This window comes from Gaetbulibacter saemankumensis DSM 17032 (assembly GCF_000425645.1).
Classification (GTDB): Bacteria; Bacteroidota; Bacteroidia; order Flavobacteriales; family Flavobacteriaceae; genus Gaetbulibacter; species Gaetbulibacter saemankumensis.
Map to the genome: position 1 here is coordinate 64,725 of NZ_AUDV01000006.1, position 20,650 is coordinate 85,374.

At 35.4% G+C, this 20,650-nt stretch carries 21 protein-coding genes; 10 read left to right on the top strand and 11 right to left on the bottom strand.

Translation table 11 applies throughout. The features are described 5' to 3' along the window. Positions 1-5 precede the first annotated feature (5 nt). The 3 genes from yajC to nusB all read right to left on the bottom strand — a co-directional run bounded on the left by yajC (position 6) and on the right by nusB (position 1,819). A complete protein-coding gene (gene yajC, locus H611_RS0102550; RefSeq protein WP_027136874.1) occupies positions 6-302 on the bottom strand; it encodes a preprotein translocase subunit YajC in 297 nt (98 codons plus the stop codon). A gap of 46 nt (positions 303-348) precedes the next feature. After that, the gene (locus tag H611_RS0102555; protein WP_027136875.1) at positions 349-795 is read right to left on the bottom strand and encodes a DUF1573 domain-containing protein; all 447 of its coding nucleotides are present in this window, start codon (positions 793-795) and stop codon (positions 349-351) included. A 79-nt stretch (positions 796-874) separates the two neighbouring features. Then, complete coding sequence (gene nusB / locus H611_RS0102560; protein ID WP_245574756.1) at positions 875-1,819, bottom strand: transcription antitermination factor NusB; 945 nt, start codon at positions 1,817-1,819, stop codon at positions 875-877. 222 nt (positions 1,820-2,041) lie between these two features. Here nusB and H611_RS0102565 point away from each other — a divergent pair, with 222 nt between their 5' ends. Both H611_RS0102565 and H611_RS0102570 read left to right on the top strand, forming a co-directional pair. Next, positions 2,042-3,805 (top strand): ABC transporter ATP-binding protein, encoded by a 1,764-nt coding sequence (locus tag H611_RS0102565; RefSeq protein ID WP_027136877.1) that lies wholly within the window; start codon positions 2,042-2,044, stop codon positions 3,803-3,805. A gap of 144 nt (positions 3,806-3,949) precedes the next feature. Further along, positions 3,950-4,330 carry a PUR family DNA/RNA-binding protein gene (locus tag H611_RS0102570; protein ID WP_027136878.1) on the top strand — a complete coding sequence of 127 codons (381 nt, stop codon included), beginning with the start codon at positions 3,950-3,952 and terminating at the stop codon, positions 4,328-4,330. A 47-nt stretch (positions 4,331-4,377) separates the two neighbouring features. Here the strand turns inward: H611_RS0102570 and H611_RS0102575 are convergent, their stop codons facing one another. Beyond that, on the bottom strand, positions 4,378-4,713 hold the full coding sequence (locus H611_RS0102575) for a tRNA-binding protein (protein ID WP_027136879.1): 336 nt from the start codon (positions 4,711-4,713) through the stop codon (positions 4,378-4,380). A gap of 47 nt (positions 4,714-4,760) precedes the next feature. On the opposite strand from H611_RS0102575, the gene H611_RS0102580 reads away from it, so the two are divergent. Together H611_RS0102580 and H611_RS14720 are read left to right on the top strand one after the other, a co-directional pair. Next, entirely contained in the window at positions 4,761-5,318 is a 558-nt protein-coding gene (locus H611_RS0102580; protein WP_027136880.1) for a thioredoxin family protein, read from the top strand. A gap of 127 nt (positions 5,319-5,445) precedes the next feature. Beyond that, positions 5,446-7,524, top strand: a complete 2,079-nt coding sequence (locus tag H611_RS14720; RefSeq protein ID WP_027136881.1) for a hypothetical protein — start codon at positions 5,446-5,448, stop codon at positions 7,522-7,524. 58 nt (positions 7,525-7,582) lie between these two features. Here H611_RS14720 and H611_RS0102590 read toward each other — a convergent pair whose 3' ends face one another. From H611_RS0102590 to H611_RS0102605, 4 genes are all read right to left on the bottom strand, one after another. Beyond that, complete coding sequence (locus H611_RS0102590; protein WP_027136882.1) at positions 7,583-8,074, bottom strand: GNAT family N-acetyltransferase; 492 nt, start codon at positions 8,072-8,074, stop codon at positions 7,583-7,585. Between the two features lie 10 nt (positions 8,075-8,084). Next, positions 8,085-8,630 carry a YfiT family bacillithiol transferase gene (locus tag H611_RS0102595; protein WP_027136883.1) on the bottom strand — a complete coding sequence of 182 codons (546 nt, stop codon included), beginning with the start codon at positions 8,628-8,630 and terminating at the stop codon, positions 8,085-8,087. A gap of 61 nt (positions 8,631-8,691) precedes the next feature. Next, entirely contained in the window at positions 8,692-9,624 is a 933-nt protein-coding gene (locus H611_RS0102600; protein ID WP_027136884.1) for a peptidylprolyl isomerase, read from the bottom strand. Positions 9,625-9,803: 179 nt separating this feature from the next. Next, on the bottom strand, positions 9,804-12,008 hold the full coding sequence (locus H611_RS0102605) for an ATP-dependent DNA helicase RecQ (RefSeq protein WP_027136885.1): 2,205 nt from the start codon (positions 12,006-12,008) through the stop codon (positions 9,804-9,806). A 203-nt stretch (positions 12,009-12,211) separates the two neighbouring features. Here H611_RS0102605 and H611_RS0102610 point away from each other — a divergent pair, with 203 nt between their 5' ends. From H611_RS0102610 to lptB, 4 genes are all read left to right on the top strand, one after another. Continuing rightward, entirely contained in the window at positions 12,212-13,180 is a 969-nt protein-coding gene (locus H611_RS0102610; protein WP_027136886.1) for a KpsF/GutQ family sugar-phosphate isomerase, read from the top strand. Continuing rightward, positions 13,180-14,010, top strand: coding sequence for a twin-arginine translocase subunit TatC (gene tatC / locus H611_RS0102615; RefSeq protein WP_027136887.1), 831 nt, complete (start codon positions 13,180-13,182; stop codon positions 14,008-14,010). Before H611_RS0102610 ends, tatC begins: the two co-directional genes overlap by 1 nt. 8 nt (positions 14,011-14,018) lie before the next feature. Beyond that, a complete protein-coding gene (locus H611_RS0102620) occupies positions 14,019-14,366 on the top strand; it encodes a carboxymuconolactone decarboxylase family protein (RefSeq protein WP_027136888.1) in 348 nt (115 codons plus the stop codon). A gap of 69 nt (positions 14,367-14,435) precedes the next feature. Continuing rightward, positions 14,436-15,176: an LPS export ABC transporter ATP-binding protein gene (lptB, locus tag H611_RS0102625; RefSeq protein ID WP_027136889.1), complete on the top strand. Its 741-nt coding sequence runs from the start codon at positions 14,436-14,438 to the stop codon at positions 15,174-15,176. A gap of 66 nt (positions 15,177-15,242) precedes the next feature. Here the strand turns inward: lptB and H611_RS0102630 are convergent, their stop codons facing one another. Continuing rightward, positions 15,243-16,106 (bottom strand): DUF808 domain-containing protein, encoded by an 864-nt coding sequence (locus H611_RS0102630; RefSeq protein WP_027136890.1) that lies wholly within the window; start codon positions 16,104-16,106, stop codon positions 15,243-15,245. A gap of 8 nt (positions 16,107-16,114) precedes the next feature. Beyond that, positions 16,115-16,858 carry a CDP-alcohol phosphatidyltransferase family protein gene (locus H611_RS0102635; protein ID WP_027136891.1) on the bottom strand — a complete coding sequence of 248 codons (744 nt, stop codon included), beginning with the start codon at positions 16,856-16,858 and terminating at the stop codon, positions 16,115-16,117. An 88-nt stretch (positions 16,859-16,946) separates the two neighbouring features. On the opposite strand from H611_RS0102635, the gene H611_RS0102640 reads away from it, so the two are divergent. Together H611_RS0102640 and H611_RS0102645 are read left to right on the top strand one after the other, a co-directional pair. Beyond that, entirely contained in the window at positions 16,947-18,044 is a 1,098-nt protein-coding gene (locus H611_RS0102640; RefSeq protein ID WP_157515034.1) for a putative type IX sorting system protein PorV2, read from the top strand. An 11-nt stretch (positions 18,045-18,055) separates the two neighbouring features. After that, positions 18,056-19,228 (top strand): lipoprotein N-acyltransferase Lnb domain-containing protein, encoded by a 1,173-nt coding sequence (locus tag H611_RS0102645; protein ID WP_027136893.1) that lies wholly within the window; start codon positions 18,056-18,058, stop codon positions 19,226-19,228. Positions 19,229-19,246: 18 nt separating this feature from the next. Here H611_RS0102645 and H611_RS0102650 read toward each other — a convergent pair whose 3' ends face one another. Continuing rightward, complete coding sequence (locus H611_RS0102650; protein WP_027136894.1) at positions 19,247-20,638, bottom strand: sugar transferase; 1,392 nt, start codon at positions 20,636-20,638, stop codon at positions 19,247-19,249. Positions 20,639-20,650 lie beyond the last annotated feature (12 nt).

The following is a 20,650-nucleotide window of genomic DNA, read 5'->3' on the forward strand; positions in this document are numbered from 1 at the left end:
TATCCTTATTTTTTAGTAGCAGGCGCATTAAGTTTTGTACTTAATTCCATAGAAAGTGCGGAACGCTCATACTTTAATTTACCCGATAGAGTCTCTATAACGCAGCTCCCATCCTTATCATTCAATTCTAAAATTTTACCGTGTAAACCACTTTTAGTAATAACTTTATCGCCCTTTTTTAATTCGGTATTGAACTTTTTCTCTTTTTTGGCACGTTTCATTTGTGGTGCAATCATAAAGAAATACACTACCACAAACATTAATATGAACGGTAAAAACTGACCGATTCCTCCTTCTCCCATTTTTATTTATTTAATGAACTATTACGTTCGGTTATTATTTTGCTGCCTAATCTGCTTTTACGAAGGCTGTAATTTTAACAATTTCAGACCCTTTTTCTGTATTCGCAGTTACGGTAATAGTTTTCGACACTTTATTAGCCCCACTACCATTAAATTTTACAGTGAACTTACCTTCTCCTCCTGGCGCCAATGGCTCTCTGCTCCAGTCTTGAGGTACCGTACATCCACAAGAACTTTTAATATTTGTAATTACTAAAGGAGCATCTCCTGTATTTTTATACTTAAAAACAGTTTCTACTGGAGTTCCTTTTTCAATTTCTCCAAAATCATGTTCCTTTTCCTCGAATTCTAAAACAGGGAATTTTGAAGCATTGGCATCTCTAACAGCTGCAGCTGCAACGTTAGCTTCATCTATTTTTTTTGCTGCATTATCTTTACAAGATGTAAAAGCAAGTAAACAAAATGCACTTATACCAAAAATTACTTTTTTCATTTGAAAGCTGTTTAGTGTTAATGGTGTAAAAATATAAATTATTTAATCGATTAAAAACTTTTAAACCCTTAATGGTCTTTTAAATTAATCCGCGACCTACTTTATTTAAAGTACCCGCTTCTTCATATTCCTTTACCAACTTATCTAATATACCATTAATAAAAATACTACTCTTTGGCGTTGAGTACTCTTTAGCTATTTCTAAATATTCGTTAATGGTAACTTTAACCGGAATGGATGGAAAGTTCTTAATTTCACTAATTGCCATTTGTAACAAACTATAATCGATGTTAGCAATACGATCAGAATCCCAGTTTTTGGTTTTTAATTCAATCTCCTTATTTATAGTCGATGTTTGTAACAAGGTTTTTTTAAACAAATCGATGGCAAATTGTTTGTCATCGATGTCTTTATACAATTTGGGAGTGAAATAGGTTTCAGGAGATGTTGCCTTAACTTTCCTAAGCAACTTTAATATCGTGGTATTTACTGTTGGTAAATCGTCTAACCACGTTAGGTTCTTATCTTCTATATAATCATACAACTTTTCATTTGGCGCAATGATATCCTTAAATACATCAACAACAAATTGTTTATCCTCCTTAAAGGTTGAAACCCGAGTCGCCATATAATCATGATACAATTCACTAGAGGTTATTTCTTTGAAAATAATATCGACATACTCGTCATCTAATTTCCAGTTATTAATATTATGAACTTCAATTAAATTCTTAAGCTGATGATTTTCACTTAAAAGATTGAGTAATTCGTTATTTACAAATTTTAAATTGGGATTTTTATCCTCTGTAGTTGCCAGAATTTTATTTTGCTTCTTCTGTAAGTCAGACTCTGCGCGCTTTTTAACTTCCAGAAGTAAAGAAAGTTGTAACAGATATAAGTTGTACATGTTATCTATACTAAACAATAAGAATTTTTGATCTTTACTAAAATCATCACTTTCACTTCCTTTAAACGCATAAAGCGTTTGCATTACTTTTACACGAATATGTCTTCTGTTTAGCATAATTACAATGAACTTAAAAAAATTAAAATCGAAAATTAACTCGTTTTCGAACGGCAAAAATAAAACTATTTTAAAAAAGTATTTTAATTTTTTCACTTTATTATTTGTTAAATACTTTAAAACATTTTTAACAATAAGGCTACAGTCTACTACCTACTATATCTTTTTAAACCCTTATCTTTGTTATCTTTTTAATTTACAGGTAAACCTTTTAAAGTATAAATGAAAGAATTACAACACTTAAACAAGTACTTTTTTAAATACAAAACACAACTCACATTAGGTATTGTAATTACAATTATTGCGCGAATATTTTTATTATTTACGCCTCGCTATGTAAGAGAAATTTTTGTTGTTGTTGAAAAATATTTAGATGGAAAACTTTCTGAAACTGCTATAAAAAGTGAGTTAATAGAAATTATTTTAATCATTATTGGCGCCGCCATTATTGGTGGGTTACTCACTTTTTTTATGCGCCAGTATATTATAAATATATCACGTTATATTGAATTCGATTTAAAGAATGAAATTTATGAACAATACCAAAAGCTCTCACTAAACTTTTATAAGAAAAACAGAACCGGTGATTTAATGAATCGCATTAGTGAAGATGTGGGGCGAGTACGCATGTATTTTGGACCTGCTATTATGTATAGTATTAATACAGTAACACTATTTATTATAGCGCTCATTTATATGTTTAATGAAGCTCCCACCTTGGCGCTTTACACAATAATCCCCTTACCAATTCTATCGGTAATCATTTATAAATTGAGCCGAGAAATCCACAATCGCAGTACTGTAGTTCAGGAATATTTATCCAAGCTTTCAACATTTACTCAGGAATCGTTCAGCGGTATTTCCGTTATTAAAGCCTATGGCATAGAACCACAAACATCTGCTAATTTTGAAACTTTAGCAGCCGAAAGTAAGGAAAAACAAATCAGTCTTACCCGTGTTCAGGCCTGGTTTTTTCCAATGATGATTTTACTAATTGGAACCAGTAATCTTATTGTTATATATATTGGAGGCATGCAATATATTAATGGAAAAATTGAAAGCTTAGGAACCATTGCCGAATTTATTATTTACGTAAATATGCTTACCTGGCCCGTAGCAACGGTGGGATGGGTAACATCTATTGTACAACAGGCAGAAGCTTCTCAGAAAAGAATCAATGAATTTTTGAAAATTAAACCTGAAATAAAAAATACAGTAGCAACACATACTGAAATTAATGGCGATATTAGTTTCGATAATGTTTATTTCACCTATGACGACACCAATATTCAAGCCTTAAAAGGCGTTAGTTTTCAACTAAAAGAAGGAGAAACATTGGCTATTCTTGGAAAAACAGGATCCGGAAAATCCACGATATTAGATTTAATTGGTAGATTATATGATATTGAAAGTGGTACTCTGGCCATAAACAGCACGCCTATTGATAAACTTAATCTAACGGATTTAAGAAACAGCATTGGCTATGTGCCTCAGGATGCTTTCTTGTTTTCAGATTCTATAAAAAACAATATTAAGTTTGGTAATTTCGAAGCTACTGACGACGATGTTATTACCGCTGCTAAAAATGCACAGGTTCACAAAAACATTATGAATTTTAGTAACGGTTACGACACCATTTTGGGTGAACGTGGATTAACCTTATCTGGAGGGCAAAAACAGCGCATATCCATAGCACGGGCCATCATAAAATCGCCAAAAATTTTACTTTTCGACGATTGTTTGTCGGCAGTTGACACCGAAACTGAAGAGAAAATATTAAAAAACCTATTCAAAATAAGTAAAAATAAAACCTCTATCATTGTTAGTCACCGTGTTTCATCTGCAAAGAATGCCGACAAAATTATTGTACTGGAAGATGGTAAAATTGTCCAGGAAGGCACCCACGACACCCTAATTAATGTAGATGGCTACTACAAACATTTGTACTTAAAGCAACTTAGCGAAACGTCTGAAAACCTGAAATAAACACCCCTTTTACTATTAATGATAAGAGATACCTTTGCCTTTCATATTTGCTATTTTTATATAAAAAAAAGAAATATCACAATTTGTTGGTTAGTTTAGGTTTTTTTTAGATTTTTGGTTTATCAAATAAATTTCTATAAAACTATGAACAATAATGACATGATGGAGAAAGAGGAGATTTTTTCTAAAGTATTAAGAGCAGGGAGACGTACTTATTTTTTTGATGTAAGATCTACGAAGGCTGATGATTACTACCTAACAATTACTGAAAGTAAAAAGTTTACCAATGACGACGGTTCTTTTCACTATAAAAAACATAAAATTTATATCTATAAAGAAGATTTCGCCGAGTTTAGAGAAATTTTGGCTGAGATGACCGATTTCATTATCCAAGAAAAAGGAGATGAAGTTATTAGTGAGCGTCACCAAAAAGACTTTAAAAAAGAATACAATGCGAACGAGTCTGATGAATCAACAAATCACGCTCCAGAAAATTTCACAGATATAGATTTTGATGATATTTAATTTTAAAATATACTTCTAACTAAAAAACCGTTAATCTTAACGGTTTTTTAGTTTACAGAACTTCCATTTTTAATGCGTATTTCTGGATTTAACAGTATAACATCTTTTCCAAAAACAGCACCTAACACTAAACATTCACTCATAAAATTAGCTATTTGTTTTTCAGGAAAGTTAACAACTGCTATAATTTGCTTCTTGAGCAAATCTTCTTTCCTGTAAAGTGTAGTGATTTGGGCTGATGTTTTCCGAATACCTAATGCCCCGAAATCTATAATTAATTGATAAGAGGGCTTCCTTGCTTGTGGGAAATCGTGAACTTCAATTATTGTGCCTACCCGAAGATCAACTTTATTGAAATCTTCAAAAGTTATTAAGTCATTCATTTTTCAAAAATATAAATAATTACGAACTTTGATTTAAAACTATTCCTATGGCCAATACGCCTTCAAATATGCTTCCACTTGGAACAAAAGCGCCCTATTTTGAACTATTCGATACGGTAAGTCAAAACATTTTAAAATTTGATAACCTCAAAGGAAATACAGGTACCGTTGTTATGTTTATCTGTAATCATTGTCCCTTTGTGATTCATGTTAATAAAGAAATCGTGGCTATTGCTAACCAATATCGGGACAAAGCCATTGGTTTTATAGCTATTTCCAGTAATGATGTGGAAAATTATCCACAGGACGGACCAGACAAAATGAAAATTCATGCCCAGCAACAGCTGTACCCATTCCCTTATTTGTATGATGAAACACAGGAAGTAGCTAAAGCCTATGATGCGGCTTGCACACCCGATTTTTATGTGTTCGACAATAATGATACATTAATATACCGCGGTCAATTAGATAATTCCAGACCTGGTAATAATATTCCCGTTACTGGACATGATTTAAGAAATGCGCTTGATTGCCTAATAAACCATAAAGAAAACACCTTAGATCAAAAACCAAGCATTGGATGTAATATTAAATGGAAACCATAATTAAACTTATAGAAATCAAAGTATTAACAATAAATTAACCAATGTAAAACATCCTTATTGTAGGCATAATATGTATATTACATAGAATTTACGAATTAGTAAATTCTTACTAAAAATACTAATGCCCATGATACAGTTAAAACATTACCTATCAAGGATATTTCTACTTTTATCCCTGATTACATGTACCCTATCAGCACAAGAAAATGAAGTCTCAGAATGGCCTAAAGACATTCTTGCCGGTGCTTATACGATTACTATTTATCAGCCCGAAAATGCCAGTTATATAGAAAATAAGCTAAAATCCAGCATGGCCTTCGCTTTAAAATCAGAAGCTAAAGAACCCGTATTTGGCATGCTTTGGACAACCTCGCTTCTTGATGTTGACAGAACCACCAGACAAGCCTCATTAGCTTCGGTAATTGTGGATGAAGTACGTTTACCCGAAGAAGTAAGGGATACGCAAAAACAGGAATTACAAAACCTTATAGATCGTGAAGTCCCAAAATGGAACATTCAGTTTTCTTTAGAAGACCTTATAGAGAGTCTTGAAGAAGTAAGTGTATACACAGGTGAGCTAAACCATGATCCTCCAAAAATTGTTTTTGCTAACGAACCGAGTGCCTTAATTACCATTGATGGAGAGCCTAAATTAAAATCGATTGAAAAAGGTTACTCCTTAGTGGAAAACACGGGTGCATTTATAGTAAAAAATGAAAAAGACAACACATTTTACCTTAGAGGTGGTGATTTTTGGTACGAAGCCAAATCTCCTAAAGGACCTTGGCAACATGTAAAGAAAGTGCCTTCTAAAATTAATCGATTGGCTGAAAAGGCCGAATCTGAAGGTAAAGAAGATGAAGGAGAAAAAAACATCTATTCCGGCCCGGCCCCTAAGATTGTGATAGCCTTAGAACCTTCAGAACTCATTGTTTTCGACGGGGAACCCAAATACACCCCTATTCAGAACTCAAATCTGTTATATGTTGAAAATACCGAGAGTAATATATTTATGCATATTGGCTCTCAAACTTACTATGTTTTAATCTCTGGCCGCTGGTTTACGACACAAAATTTAAAAGGAAACTGGACTTATTTATCTATAGAGGATTTGCCGGCAGATTTCAAAAGCATTCCATCGGATAGTAAAAAATCAATCGTATTAAGTAGCGTCCCCGGAACCGATGAAGCTAAAAATGCAGTTTATGATGCCCAAATTCCACAAACAGCAGCGGTAACACGGGACACGAAAGCTACCGATGTGGCATATAATGGAAATCCTGAATTTAAAAATGTTGAAGGCTTAAATCTTCAGTATGCAGTTAACACAGAGAGTTCGGTATTTAAAGATGGACAAACTTATTTCTTATGTGATAACGCGATTTGGTTTACATCGAATACGCCAAACGGCCCCTGGCAAGTTGCCGATGACCGACCTACTGATATAGAAAAAATTCCAGCAGATAATCCTAGGTATAATACCAAATATGTTCAAATCTATGAAACATCGCCAACAACAGTTTATGTTGGATATACTCCTGGATATAATGGCTCATATGTTGAAGGACCAACCATAGTATATGGTACAGGGTATTATTACAACCCTTGGTATAATGGTTTTTATTACCATTACCCATACTCCTACGGTTTTTCAATACGCTATAACCCTTGGTATGGTTGGAGTTTCGGGTTTAATTTTGGATCGCCATTCCGTTGGTTTGGATACTCTTATTGGCATCCGGGATGGCACCATTGGGGACCACCATTTTACAGACCACCATTCTGGAGACCTGGTTATTACTGGAGACCTAACCGACCTATTTACTGGGGACGCCCTGGGGTACACCATTATACCAGACCTGTATATAGACCAAACCGACCTAATAGACCTGGCGGTAATCGTCCAAGCAGACCAGACAGGCCTAATAACAGACCGAGTAGACCTGATAGACCGGTTACTACGAGACCATCGCGCCCGAGCACACAACCGACCACCAGACCTGTACAAAGACCAACCACGCGCCCGACACAAAGACCAACCACGCGTCCAACACAAAGGCCGAATAACAGACCGGTAACGCGACCTATCACAAGACCTACAAGACCTACAACAAGGCCTGCACCAAGACCCATGAATAGACCGACCGCTAGGCCAACTGCAAGACCTATGCCTAGATCATCTGGAATGGGAGCAAGAAGAAGATAAATTAATAAAGGCATTTAGTTAGTTCTAAATGCCTTTCATTTTAAAAACACGACCCTTATTAGTAATTTTGTAACATTAACTGGTATAATCCGATATCATGCCAGGAATCAAATTTTAAACCCAATTCTTTAAAATGTCCTACAAGACGAAATCCAAATCTTTCATGTAGTTTTTCACTTGCAGTATTAGGCAATGTTAAAACACCAATCACCACATGAAATCCTCCTTCTTTAAGTAATTCTAATAAGACTTTATATAATTTCGATCCAATTTGCCTACCATGGACATTGTGCTTCACATAAACGGTAGATTCCACTGTAAATCGGTAAGCGGGTCTGGGTCTGAACTGACTTCCGTAGGCATATCCTAAAATTTCATTTTGATCTTCAAAAACAATAAATGGGTAATTAGCGGTAATGAGTGCAATCTTCGATTTAAAAGCTTCTAAGGAAATAGGCTCCAAATCGAAAGTTACCGCAGAATGTTCTACATAATAATTATAAATACCTAACAACGCTTCGGCATCATCTATATTTACAGGTCTTATCATAGTGAATAAATTACAGCCATTTCTTGCGTTGCAACAAATTTTCAATATGTGCATAATGATGCTTACTATGCCAGGTATACACGCCAATATTACGCTTTAAAGAAACTTCTGAATTAGTTTCAGGATGAATAAAACATCTATTTAAATCGGCATCGGATAAGCCCTTTAATAAATACACCAACTTTACATGCACGGCTTTTAAGTGAGCCAAAGACATTTCGATTGGCGCCGTTTTAGTATCAAAAAGTTCTGCCCATCGATCTTCAAAATAAGCTTTAATCATGGGCTTATCTTCTGTTAAAGCCCATTTAAAACGGGTATAACTATGATGATGACTATCGGAAAGATGATGAACCACTTGCCGCACCGTCCATCCATCGGGACGATAGGTTGTATCTAATTGATCTTCGGTTAAAGGTAAAACCAACGATTCAAGCTTTGATGGAAAAGTTTCTAAAGTTTCTAGCCAGGACGCTATAATGGCATTTGTTATTTTAACCGGTGGCTCAAATTTCCCAATAGGATATTTTAATTTTTCTAATGCTTCTAAAGTCATATATAAATATAAAAAAAGCACCCCAATTGGGGTGCTTCATTTTATATAAAATCGATGTATATTATTTTACATTCATTAATTCTACATCAAAAATTAAAGTGGCATTTGGAGGAATAACACCACCTGCACCACGACTTCCGTAACCTAAATGACTAGGGATTACAAAACGTGCTTTATCACCAACTTTTAATAATTGAATGCCTTCATCCCATCCAGAAATAACCTGACCTACACCTACAGGAAAATCTATGGGTTGATTTCTTTTATATGACGAATCGAAAACCGTCCCATCTGTCAGTTGCCCTTTATAATGTACAGAAACATTCTGTCCCTTTTGAGCTTTGGCTCCGTTTCCTTCTTGAATTATCTGGTAACGTAAACCGCTTTCAGTTTTATTAAAACCAGCAGCCAATTTATCTAATTCAGCTTCGGCAGCAGCTTGCTCTTCAGCTAAACGTTTTTCTCTAGAACCTTCGAATGTTCTGAATGCTTCAACAGCATTAAAACCTTCAGCTTCAGCGCCTACTCTTACTATTTCTAAAGTATCAATAGTATCACCCTGAGCTATAGCATCAACAACATTTTGTCCTTCTACAACCTTTCCAAAAACCGTGTGGTTATTATCTAACCAAGGCGTTTCAACATGCGTGATAAAAAACTGACTTCCATTAGTTCCAGGGCCAGCATTAGCCATCGACAATACTCCTGGTCCGTCATGTTTTAAATCTGGATGAAATTCATCATCAAATTGATACCCCGGATTACCAGAACCTGTTCCTTGAGGACATCCTCCCTGAATCATAAAATCAGGAATCACTCTGTGGAATTTTAATCCGTTGTAATACGGGGTTCCTTGAGGTTTTACTTTATTTTCCAGGTTTCCTTCTGCTAAAGCCACAAAGTTACCAACGGTACCTGGTGTTTTTTTGTATTCTAAAGCTACAAGGATTTCTCCTTTTGAAGTATTAAATTTTGCGTATAATCCGTCTTGCATTGTTCTAATTTTTAAGAAAGTGCAAAGATAGTAAACTCCTAAAGAAATACGAATAATGAATGCTTTTTATCACCCCTATATTTATAGCTACTACCAACGCCATATTTAAACGAAATAAAAATGGCTGTCAAAATAATTTAGACAGCCATACATATAAATAAACAAAAGATATTTCTATTCTAATTTGCTACCTCACTTATGAATTTTATACGGTATAATCGAAGTTCCTCATCATCATAATCACCATCAAACTCATCTATTGCCGCAGAAATATTATCAGATTCCGATTCCATAAAATAATCATGGATTTCTTCCTGCTGGTCTTCATCTAATATCTCATCAATCCAGTAGTCGATATTTAGTTTGGTTCCGGAATATACAATAGCTTCCATCTCCTTTATAAACTCTTCCATAGACATCCCTTTTGATGAAGCAATATCATCTAAAGGTAATTTTCTATCTATATTTTGAATGATATACAATTTATTCGCCGAGTTGGTTCCGGTAGTTTTTACGACCATATCATCCGGGCGAATGATATCATTTTCTTCAACATACTTTGCAATTAACTCAACGAAACCCTTACCATATTTCTTGGCTTTCCCTTCGGCTACCCCATGAACATTAGCAAGTTCTGAAATAGTAATAGGATATTTAAGAGCCATATCTTCCAATGAAGGATCCTGAAATATTACAAACGGTGGCACCCCTAATTTCTTAGCGTTCTTTTTACGTAAATCTTTAAGGAATTTCATTAAAGTTTCGTCGGCCACAGCTCCCTGCCCTTTAGAGGCGGTTACAATAGTATTATCATCCTGATCACCATTAAACTCATGATCTTCAGTCATCATAAAGGAAGAAGGCTTTTTAATAAAGGCTTTCCCTTCCGGAGATAGTTTAATAACGCCATAGGTTTCAATATCCTTTTTAAGCATACCAGCTACAAGAACTTGGCGTAATAAGGCCATCCAGTACTTCTTATCTTTTCCTTTTCCTTTCCCAAAGAAGGGTTGTTCATTGGTTCTATGTGAATTAATCATGGCATTTTCGTGTCCAATAATCACATTCACGAGGTCTTTACTTTTATATTTCTCGTTGGTCTTTTCAATAATTTCCAAAAGCAAAACAACATCTTCCTGAGCTTCGTGTTTCTTTTTTGGATGGCGTACATTATCATCCATATCGCCGCCTTCTCCCGTGGCATTATCGAATTCTTCACCAAAATAATGAAGAATGAATTTCCTACGAGAAATAGATGTTTCTGCAAATGCCACAACCTCTTGAAGTAAAGCATGCCCGATTTCCTGCTCGGCAACGGGTTTTCCTGACATGAATTTCTCTAACTTCTCAATATCTTTATATGCGTAGAAGGCCAAACAATGTCCTTCTCCGCCATCACGACCCGCGCGTCCGGTTTCCTGATAATAACTCTCAATACTTTTTGGAATATCGTGATGAATAACAAATCGAACATCTGGCTTATCAATACCCATACCAAAGGCAATGGTTGCCACGACCACGTCAACTTCCTCCATTAAAAATTGGTCCTGATACTTCGATCGTGATTTAGCATCTAAACCTGCGTGATAAGGAACGGCGTTAATACCGTTAACCTGTAACACTTGCGCTAGTTCTTCAACTCGTTTTCTACTAAGACAATAAACGATTCCCGATTTTCCAGAATTCTGTTTTATAAAACGAATAATATCGGCATCGACATTTTTAGTCTTTGGCCGTACTTCATAATATAAATTAGGTCGGTTAAACGACGCTTTAAACGTATTAGCACCAGTAATACCTAAGTTTTTTATAATATCTTCTTGTACCTTCGGTGTTGCTGTTGCTGTTAATCCGATAATTGGAATATTTTCTCCAATACGAGAAATAATATGTCTTAAGTTACGGTATTCGGGTCTAAAATCATGCCCCCACTCACTAATACAGTGAGCTTCATCTATGGCCAAAAATGATATTTTAACCGACCGTAAAAATTCGACATTCTCCTCTTTTGTCAAAGATTCAGGAGCTACATACAATAATTTAGTAACACCGTTTACAATATCTTCCTTAACACGTTTAACCTCTGTTTTATTCAATGAAGAGTTTAAAACATGCGCAATACCCTGCTCGTTAGAAACACCCCGAATGGCGTCTACCTGATTTTTCATTAAGGCAATTAAGGGAGAAACCACAATGGCCGTACCTTCTTGCATAAGTGCTGGCAACTGGTAACATAACGATTTACCACCACCGGTAGGCATAATCACAAATGTATGATTTCCTGAGAGAATACTTTCTACGACATCTTCCTGCAAACCTTTAAATTGGCCAAAACCAAAATATTTCTTTAATGCAGACTGTAATTCATTTTTTGCTATTAACATGAACTTTTTAAAAATTTACTTTATTACATTACACATACACCAATCGACAAAAAAATGTGTTGACTTTAATAGTGTATTAAGAAAACCCTCGTGTTTTTTCGTTAGTTTTGTAACGGAAATCGAAATTACAATAATTAATGTAAATTAGATTTACTTTTAAAGATAATAATTTCTTAATAAGCATCATAAACTTTTCTTAAATTTTGAGTTACATAAACGCTATCATCGAGACGGCAAAACAGACCATAGCTTCAGAAAGCGAAGCCATTTTAAATTTATCAAATTTAATCGATAACGATTTTGCCGAAGCCGTAAACCTCATATACAATTCTAAAGGACGCGTCATTATTACCGGTATTGGAAAAAGTGCCATAATTGCGAACAAAATTGTAGCCACTTTAAACTCGACTGGAACACCAGCTGTATTTATGCATGCTGCCGATGCTATTCATGGTGACCTTGGTCTTATTTTGGAGGACGACGTGGTAATTTGCATTTCTAAAAGTGGGAACACACCTGAGATTAAAGTATTGGTTCCTCTTATTAAACGCGTTCAAAACAAAATGATTGCCATTACGGGTAATAAAGAATCATTTTTAGGTCAGCATGCCGATTATATTTTAAACGCCTACGTAGAAAAAGAAGTATGCCCAAACAACCTGGCTCCTACTACAAGTACCACAGCACAACTCGTTATTGGTGATGCTTTAGCTGTGTGCTTATTAGAATTACGCGGATTTACAAGTAACGATTTTGCTAAGTTTCATCCTGGTGGGGCCTTAGGAAAAAAACTTTATTTACGAGTAGAAGACATTTCTTCTGTAAATGAAAAACCTCAGGTTAAACTCGATACCAATTTAAAAGATATCATTATCGAAATCAGCAATAAGATGCTGGGCGTTACGGCTGTAGTTGAAGATAACAAAATTGTTGGCATCATAACCGATGGTGACTTACGTAGAATGCTAACAAAGATTGATGATTTCACATCTTTAACAGCAAAAGATATCATGAGTGCCAACCCAAAACGTATTAGTATTAAAGCCATGGCCATCGATGCGCTGGAACTTATGGAAGCTAATGAGATTTCTCAACTGTTAGTTGAAGACATTAATGGCACTTACGCGGGTGTTGTACATTTACATGATTTAATAAAAGAAGGCATTATATAATGGCAAAGAAGAATATTAATGAGATGTCTTTTTTAGACCATCTTGAAGATTTACGCTGGCATTTAATTCGAATTTGTCTGGCTGTTATTATAGTAGCTGCCTTGGCTTATACCTTTAGCCGCTTTATTTTCGACGATATTATTTTTGCGCCATTAGAAATGAGTTTCCCTACGTATGAATTTCTTTGTAACGCAGGAAAACTACTAAATGTAGAAACCAGTTTCTGTAACGACAGGATTCCATTAATTCTGCAAAACAGAACCATGGCAGGTCAATTTTCTGCCGATATCTGGACGGCTATTTTAGCTGGTTTCATTATATCCTTCCCATACATTATTTATCAGTTATGGAGCTTTATAAGTCCGGGGCTACATGAAAATGAGCGTAAACATTCTCGAGGTTTCATTATTATATGTTCATTTTTATTCTTTTTAGGCGCCTTATTCGGGTACTATATAATCACTCCTTTATCGATAAACTTTTTAGCGAATTATAGTATTTCTACTAAGGTCGATAATCAAATCGATATCAGTTCATTCATCGGTTTGGTACGTTCGTCTGTATTAGCTTCCGGTTTAATATTCGAATTACCAATCGTCATTTACTTCCTAACTAAAATAGGCTTGGTAACCCCCGAAGTACTAAAAAAGTATCGAAAATTTGCTTTGGTAATTGTACTTATTTTATCGGCTATTATTACACCTCCTGATATTGCCAGTCAGGTAATTGTAGCCATTCCTATTCTCATTTTATATCAGGTAAGTATTTATATCTCTAAAATAGTAGTTAGAAATCAACTCAAAAAAGAGTCTCAGGCTTTAACTAAATAAATAGCATTATGTCCGATTTAGTTTCAGAATTTAATGAGTATCGCTCTAAAATGAACGATAAAATATTAAGTGATAACAATAAAGTTATCAAGCGTATTTTCAACTTAGATACCAACGCCTATACTGAAGGAGCTTTAGATATAAAGACCAAAGAGCTTTTAGGATTAGTAGCTTCTGCCGTTTTGCGTTGCGACGATTGTGTTAAATACCATCTGGAAACAAGTTATAAAATAGGGTTAACAAAAGAAGAAGTTGTTGAAGCTCTAAGTATTGCAACCTTAGTTGGAGGAACCATAGTGATTCCACACCTTCGTCGTGCCTACGAATTTTGGGACGCCCTGGAAACACAACAATAACATTAATTTAATTATCTGCTATGACGGTAAAAAATGATTTTACTATTTTTAGCGTTTACTAAATAACTTATGATTTTAAAAGCCGAAAATTTAATGAAGTCCTATAACGGACGAAAAGTAGTAAAAGATGTATCTCTTGAAGTAAATCAAGGAGAAATTGTTGGTCTTTTAGGACCTAATGGTGCAGGAAAAACAACGTCTTTTTATATGATTGTAGGCTTAATAAAACCTAATGGGGGTCATATCTTTTTAGATAATACCGAGATTACCACATTTCCAATGTATAAGCGTGCTCAAAATGGTATTGGTTATTTAGCACAAGAGGCATCGGTTTTTAGAAAATTAAGTATTGAAGACAATATTTTAAGTGTACTCCAGCTTACTAAATTGAGTAAAAAAGAACAACTTCATAAGATGGAATCCCTAATTGAAGAGTTCAGCTTAGGACATATACGAAAAAACCGTGGCGACTTGTTATCGGGTGGTGAACGTCGTCGTACCGAGATTGCACGTGCTCTGGCAACCGACCCAAGTTTCATTCTTCTGGACGAACCTTTTGCAGGGGTAGACCCTGTGGCGGTAGAAGATATTCAACGTATTGTTGCCCAACTTACCAAAAAGAATATCGGTATATTAATCACCGATCACAACGTACAGGAAACTTTGGCTATTACAGACCGCACTTATTTAATGTTTGAAGGTAGTATTTTAAAGGCCGGAGAACCGGAAGAACTGGCTAACGATGAAATGGTACGTAAGGTTTATCTGGGTCAAAACTTTGAGTTACGTAAAAAGAAAATTAGAGACTAAGCCGCGTTGCTACTCATTAATTTTATTGTCACCATCAGATTTATCCATAGGATAATATTTAAAAAGTTATGTCTTTTTAAACAAACGTTTTACTAAAGTTACCACTATAAATACCACGGCGCCACCAAAAAGCCCTGCCAAAAACTCTTGTAACAGACTAGGTAATACATCCAAGAAGTGATGTAGAAATGCTATATTATGTACAAATATACCTCCTGCAACGAGAATCAAGGCAATGGTTCCAATAACGGCTAACGACTTAATAACTTTTGGTAAAGCCCTAACTAAAAAACTCCCAAATGCATGACTAAAACTCCTTTCAGAATGGCTGTATTTAATCAATTTAAATCCTATATCGTCCATACGCACAATAAGAGCTACAATACCATAAACCCCGATAGTTGCTATAACAGCCACGATAGAAACCACCATAACCTGAAACAAAATAGGCTCCCCCAACACGGTTCCTAAAGCAATAATCACTATTTCAACCGACAGAATAAAATCTGTGAAAATAGCCGACTTAATACGTTGCTTTTCAAGAGCTTCAAGATCTTCTGAATTCTCTGCTTCCTCATGTTTAGCTTCATGACTATGAGGCACTACAAACTCATATATTTTTTCAAACCCCTCATAAGCCAGATAAAATCCTCCCAACACCAGAACTATGGTAATAGCTATTGGAAAATAGGCACTTAACAAAAAGGCAACAGGTAAAATAATCAACTTATTAAGCATCGACCCTTTGGTTATAGCCCATAAAACGGGTAACTCTCTAGACGATACAAATCCAGATGCTTTTTCAGCATTAACAGCTAAATCATCTCCTAAAATACCGGCAGTTTTTTTAGTTGTTATTTTACTCATAGTTACCACATCATCCATAAGTGATGCAATATCATCTAAAAGGGCAAAAAATCCTGAGGCCATAAAATATATTAATTAAGACTATTGCTTGTTTTAAAATTATCGAAAACCGATAAAGCGATATAAAGGATAATAATTAAGGGAATGGCTGCAAACTGTAATAACACCAGTAATACTAAACACAATATTAAAAAGATATAACGCATAGCGTTATTCTGAAACCTGAAGTCTTTAAATTTTAAAGCGAACAATTTGATATTCGAATTTAGCAGGTAGCAACTTAAAGCAGTCAGTGCTATTAGAAACCATTTATTAATAATAATAGTATTTATTAAGTCACTGTGTTGATATTCTAGAATTAAGGGTAGTGATACGATTAAAAGGGCATTTGCCGGTGTTGGTAATCCTTTAAAATACGTACTCTGTTCTTCATCAATATTAAACTTTGCAAGTCTATAAGCACTGGCAAGGGTAATAAACAAACCAACCAGAGGTAACGGATGAATTCGCAAATCGGTAAAGTCCCAACCAGCTTGCAAATCGGCACTGTTAACGGCTAATGCCAATAATTTATACATGATAATTCCTGGTACAACACCACTGGTAACCACATCGGCTAACGAATCCAACTGCAACCCCAGGTCACTTTGAACCTGCAACTTTCTGGCAGCAAACCCATCGAAAAAGTCAAAAAAGATACCCAAAAACACAAAAAAGGCGGCCGCAACAAAAAGGCCATTTACCGCCAAAATAGTAGCGATACATCCACTTAATAAGTTTAAAAGAGTGAGCCCATTGGGTATGTATGTTTTCATAGCTGCAAGTTTAATGCAGTAAAAATAGCAAACAAATTGGGTCTAAAACAATATCTGCAGTAAATTCAAGTTTATAGGTTTATAAATTATGTGCATCTTTGTAAAAAAATTACGATTGAGAATATATACAACTGCGCTGTTTTTATTGCTCTCGACCTACTTATTTAGTCAAACCACTAGAAAATATTCTAATGAGTTTATGAATATAGGAGTCGATGCAGCTGCTTTGGGTATGAGTAGCGCTGTTACGGCAAACACAAGCGATGTAAATGCGGGTTACTGGAATCCAGCGGGTTTAATTCAACTGGAAGACAACCAATTAGCTTTAATGCATTCCAGCTATTTTGCCAATATTGCCAATTATGATTATGCCGCCTTTGCCATGCCGATAGACGACCGAAGCGTTATGGGGATTTCCCTAATTCGCTTTGCTGTAGATGACATCTTAAATACCACACAACTTATAGACGAACAAGGTAATATTAACTACGACCGTATTAGTTTGTTTTCTACGGCCGATTACGGATTTACCTTCTCTTATGCGCGCGCCCTACCGGTTGAAGGTTTAAATTATGGCGCCAATGCTAAGGTGATTCGTCGTATTATAGGCGATTTTGCATCCTCCTGGGGGTTTGGTCTTGACCTGGGTATTCAGTTTGAAACAGGAAACGACTGGAAATTTGGGGTTATGGCCAGAGATATTACAACCACTTATAATGCCTGGGCTATCGATGAAGAAGAATTTAAAAAAGTACAGGATGCAGTGGAAGGGCAAAATCAGGAATTGCCAGAAACCACTGAAATCACAATTCCTAAGTTACAAATAGGTGTCTCGAAACTCATGACCTTTCATTACGATTATACGCTATTGGCTTCAGCTAACTTAAACGTCCGTTTTGAAGAAAATAACGACGTTATTTCTTCGTCTTTTGCCAGTATTAATCCGGCATTAGGATTCGAGTTTGGTTATATCGATCTGGTTTACCTGCGCGCCGGAGTAGGTAATTTTCAAAATGAATTACAAATCGATAATACAGAGCAATTAAGCTTTCAGCCTAGTTTTGGTTTAGGTTTTAAATATAATGGTATTCAAATAGACTATGCATTTACTGATATTGGCGATCAAAGTGTCGCGCTTTATTCGAATGTATTTTCATTGAAACTGGATTTTAGTATATTTAGGTAATATTTATCTCGATGAAAAAACTAACTGCCTTATTCGTTCTTCTCTTCATTTCTCAAATTACGTTCTCTCAAAACCCACAATTATCTGAAGCGGCTCAAATAAGTGTGTTAACTATTGGACCGGGAACTTCACTTAATGACGCCTTCGGCCACAGTGCATTTCGCATCAAAGACCCAATTAAAGGAAACGATCTGGTTTTTAATTATGGTGTATACGATTTCAATACACCCAATTTTTATCTGAAATTTGCTCAAGGAAGACTCCATTATTTAATAGGATTAAATTACTATGAAGATTTCTTTGAATCATACATAGCGCAAAACAGAAGCATAAAAGAGCAATTCTTAAATCTGACTTTAGAGGAAAAACAAACGCTTTACCACTACCTGCTCAACAATTTAAAACCCGAAAACCGCGCTTACTTATACGACTTTTTTTATGACAATTGCGCGACTAAAATTAAAGATGTTGCTCAGTTATCGTTAGATAACAACATCAAGTTTAATATCCCTGAAAATTATCAGGAGGCTACCTTTAGAACACTCATTCAAAATAATCTAAGTAGTAATTCCTGGGGAAGCTTAGGTATTGATATCGCTTTGGGTGCGGTTATCGATAAAAAATCAACCCCTGAAGAGCAAATGTTTTTACCAGAGAACATTTACAAATTCTTTAAATATGCCACGCTTAAATCGAATAACCAAGCCCTAGTAACCAGTGAGCGCACACTTTATGAAAAACGTGACATACCATCGCCCACCAACTTTTTTAGCAGTCCGTTTTTTATTATTGGCCTAATAAGTTTAGGCATACTTCTGTTAACCTATAACGATTATAAAAAGCAAAAAAGAACGAACTGGCTGGATGTTAGCTTATTTTCAATCACAGGTTTCATTGGCATTTTTATTCTGTTACTTTGGTTTGCCACAGATCACAAAGGCACCCACCAAAATTACAATTTACTTTGGGCCTTTGCACTTAACATCCTGGTAATTGGGGAATTTTTCAAAAAGAAAGCAGGTCGTTGGTTCAGAAATTATCTAAAATTATTAGTAATATTACTTTGCCTGCTTACACTGCACTGGATCATGGGAGTACAGGTATTTGCTCTAGCCCTTATCCCCTTCTTGGTCGCCCTTCTTGTACGATATTGGTATTTGCTCCGATACTTTAAAACGCAATAAAGTATTACATATACGGAATTATTGCCCTCTGTAAAAAATAATAGTACTCAGGGTTTTTATAAAAATATTGGCATCTAATAAAAAACTACGATGTTTAATATAGTACAAGTCATACTGTAGTTTCAACAAACTATCATCTACCGATGCACCATATCGTGTTTTTACCTGTGCCCAGCCGGTAAGCCCTGGTTTAATAATATGACGTATTTCATAATAAGGTAATACCTTAGTTAATTCCTTTACAAATACTGGACGTTCTGGTCTGGGGCCAATAATGCTCATATCCCCTTTTAATACGTTTATAAACTGAGGAACCTCATCTAATCTGGAATACCTTAAAAAGCGACCAAATCGTGTAGCCCGTGAATCATTTTTGCTGGCCCAAACGGCACCCTGGGCTTCAGCATCCATACACATACTTCGGAATTTTATAATTTTAAATACCCGACCATGCTTACCCACACGCTGCTGCGTATAGAATAAAGGACCTCGATTCCCCAACAAATTCCCGATAAATACAAAAGGAACCACAAACAAACTTGATAAGATCCCAATCATGGAAATAACGATATCAGACAAACGTTGAAAAAACAAATACAGTCGGTTCTGATTACTGCGACTGAAAGGGAAATAGCGATAAAAATCCTTTCCTATAAATTGTACAGGTACGCGTTGGGTCATATTTTCATAGACCTGCGTATACTCCTTAATAGGGATTCCGTTTTCCAGTAGTGTGATTAAACCGTGATAAATCTTAGGATTAATCAACTCAGGATTGCAACCTGTAACAATAATTTCAGAAATAAATTTATCCTGAATAATGCCTTCTATATCTTCGGGATAATATTCGGTAATACCTTCAATGGTTTTAGACTTGGCAGGATCAACATCACAATTAATAATACCCACAATATTATAATTGGGGTCTGAGTTCTTAAAGTCCGAAATAATCTTGCTTGCGTGTTGCGTTTCTCCCACTAACAATACTTGTCTGTAAAAGCGAGGCGAGGTAATCAGAGTTAAATAAGCAAGGCGCCAGACAAATAAAGCAATTAAAATAGCCAGATAAAAATACAGGATTTGCAAACGATTACCAGGAAGTATCGGCGTAAAAAAAGGTGTTAACAGATAAAACAAAACGGTTATGGATACAGTAACTACAATACTGGTCGCTATCTTTTCAATTTTGCTCGATTTTTGTAAATCGTACATTTCAAAGATCGTACCGAATACAGATATATACAAGAGCAGAACAAATACCCAACGCCATTTATCTTTAGTAATGGTAAAATAATCAAAATGAAAAAACTGACTCACCAGATGAAGCACCACCAAAATAAAAAGCATATCAAAAATACGCAGTAATACCTTTCGTTCTGAAATATTAAAATTAACACGCTTCCCTGGCATAGGTTTCCGAAC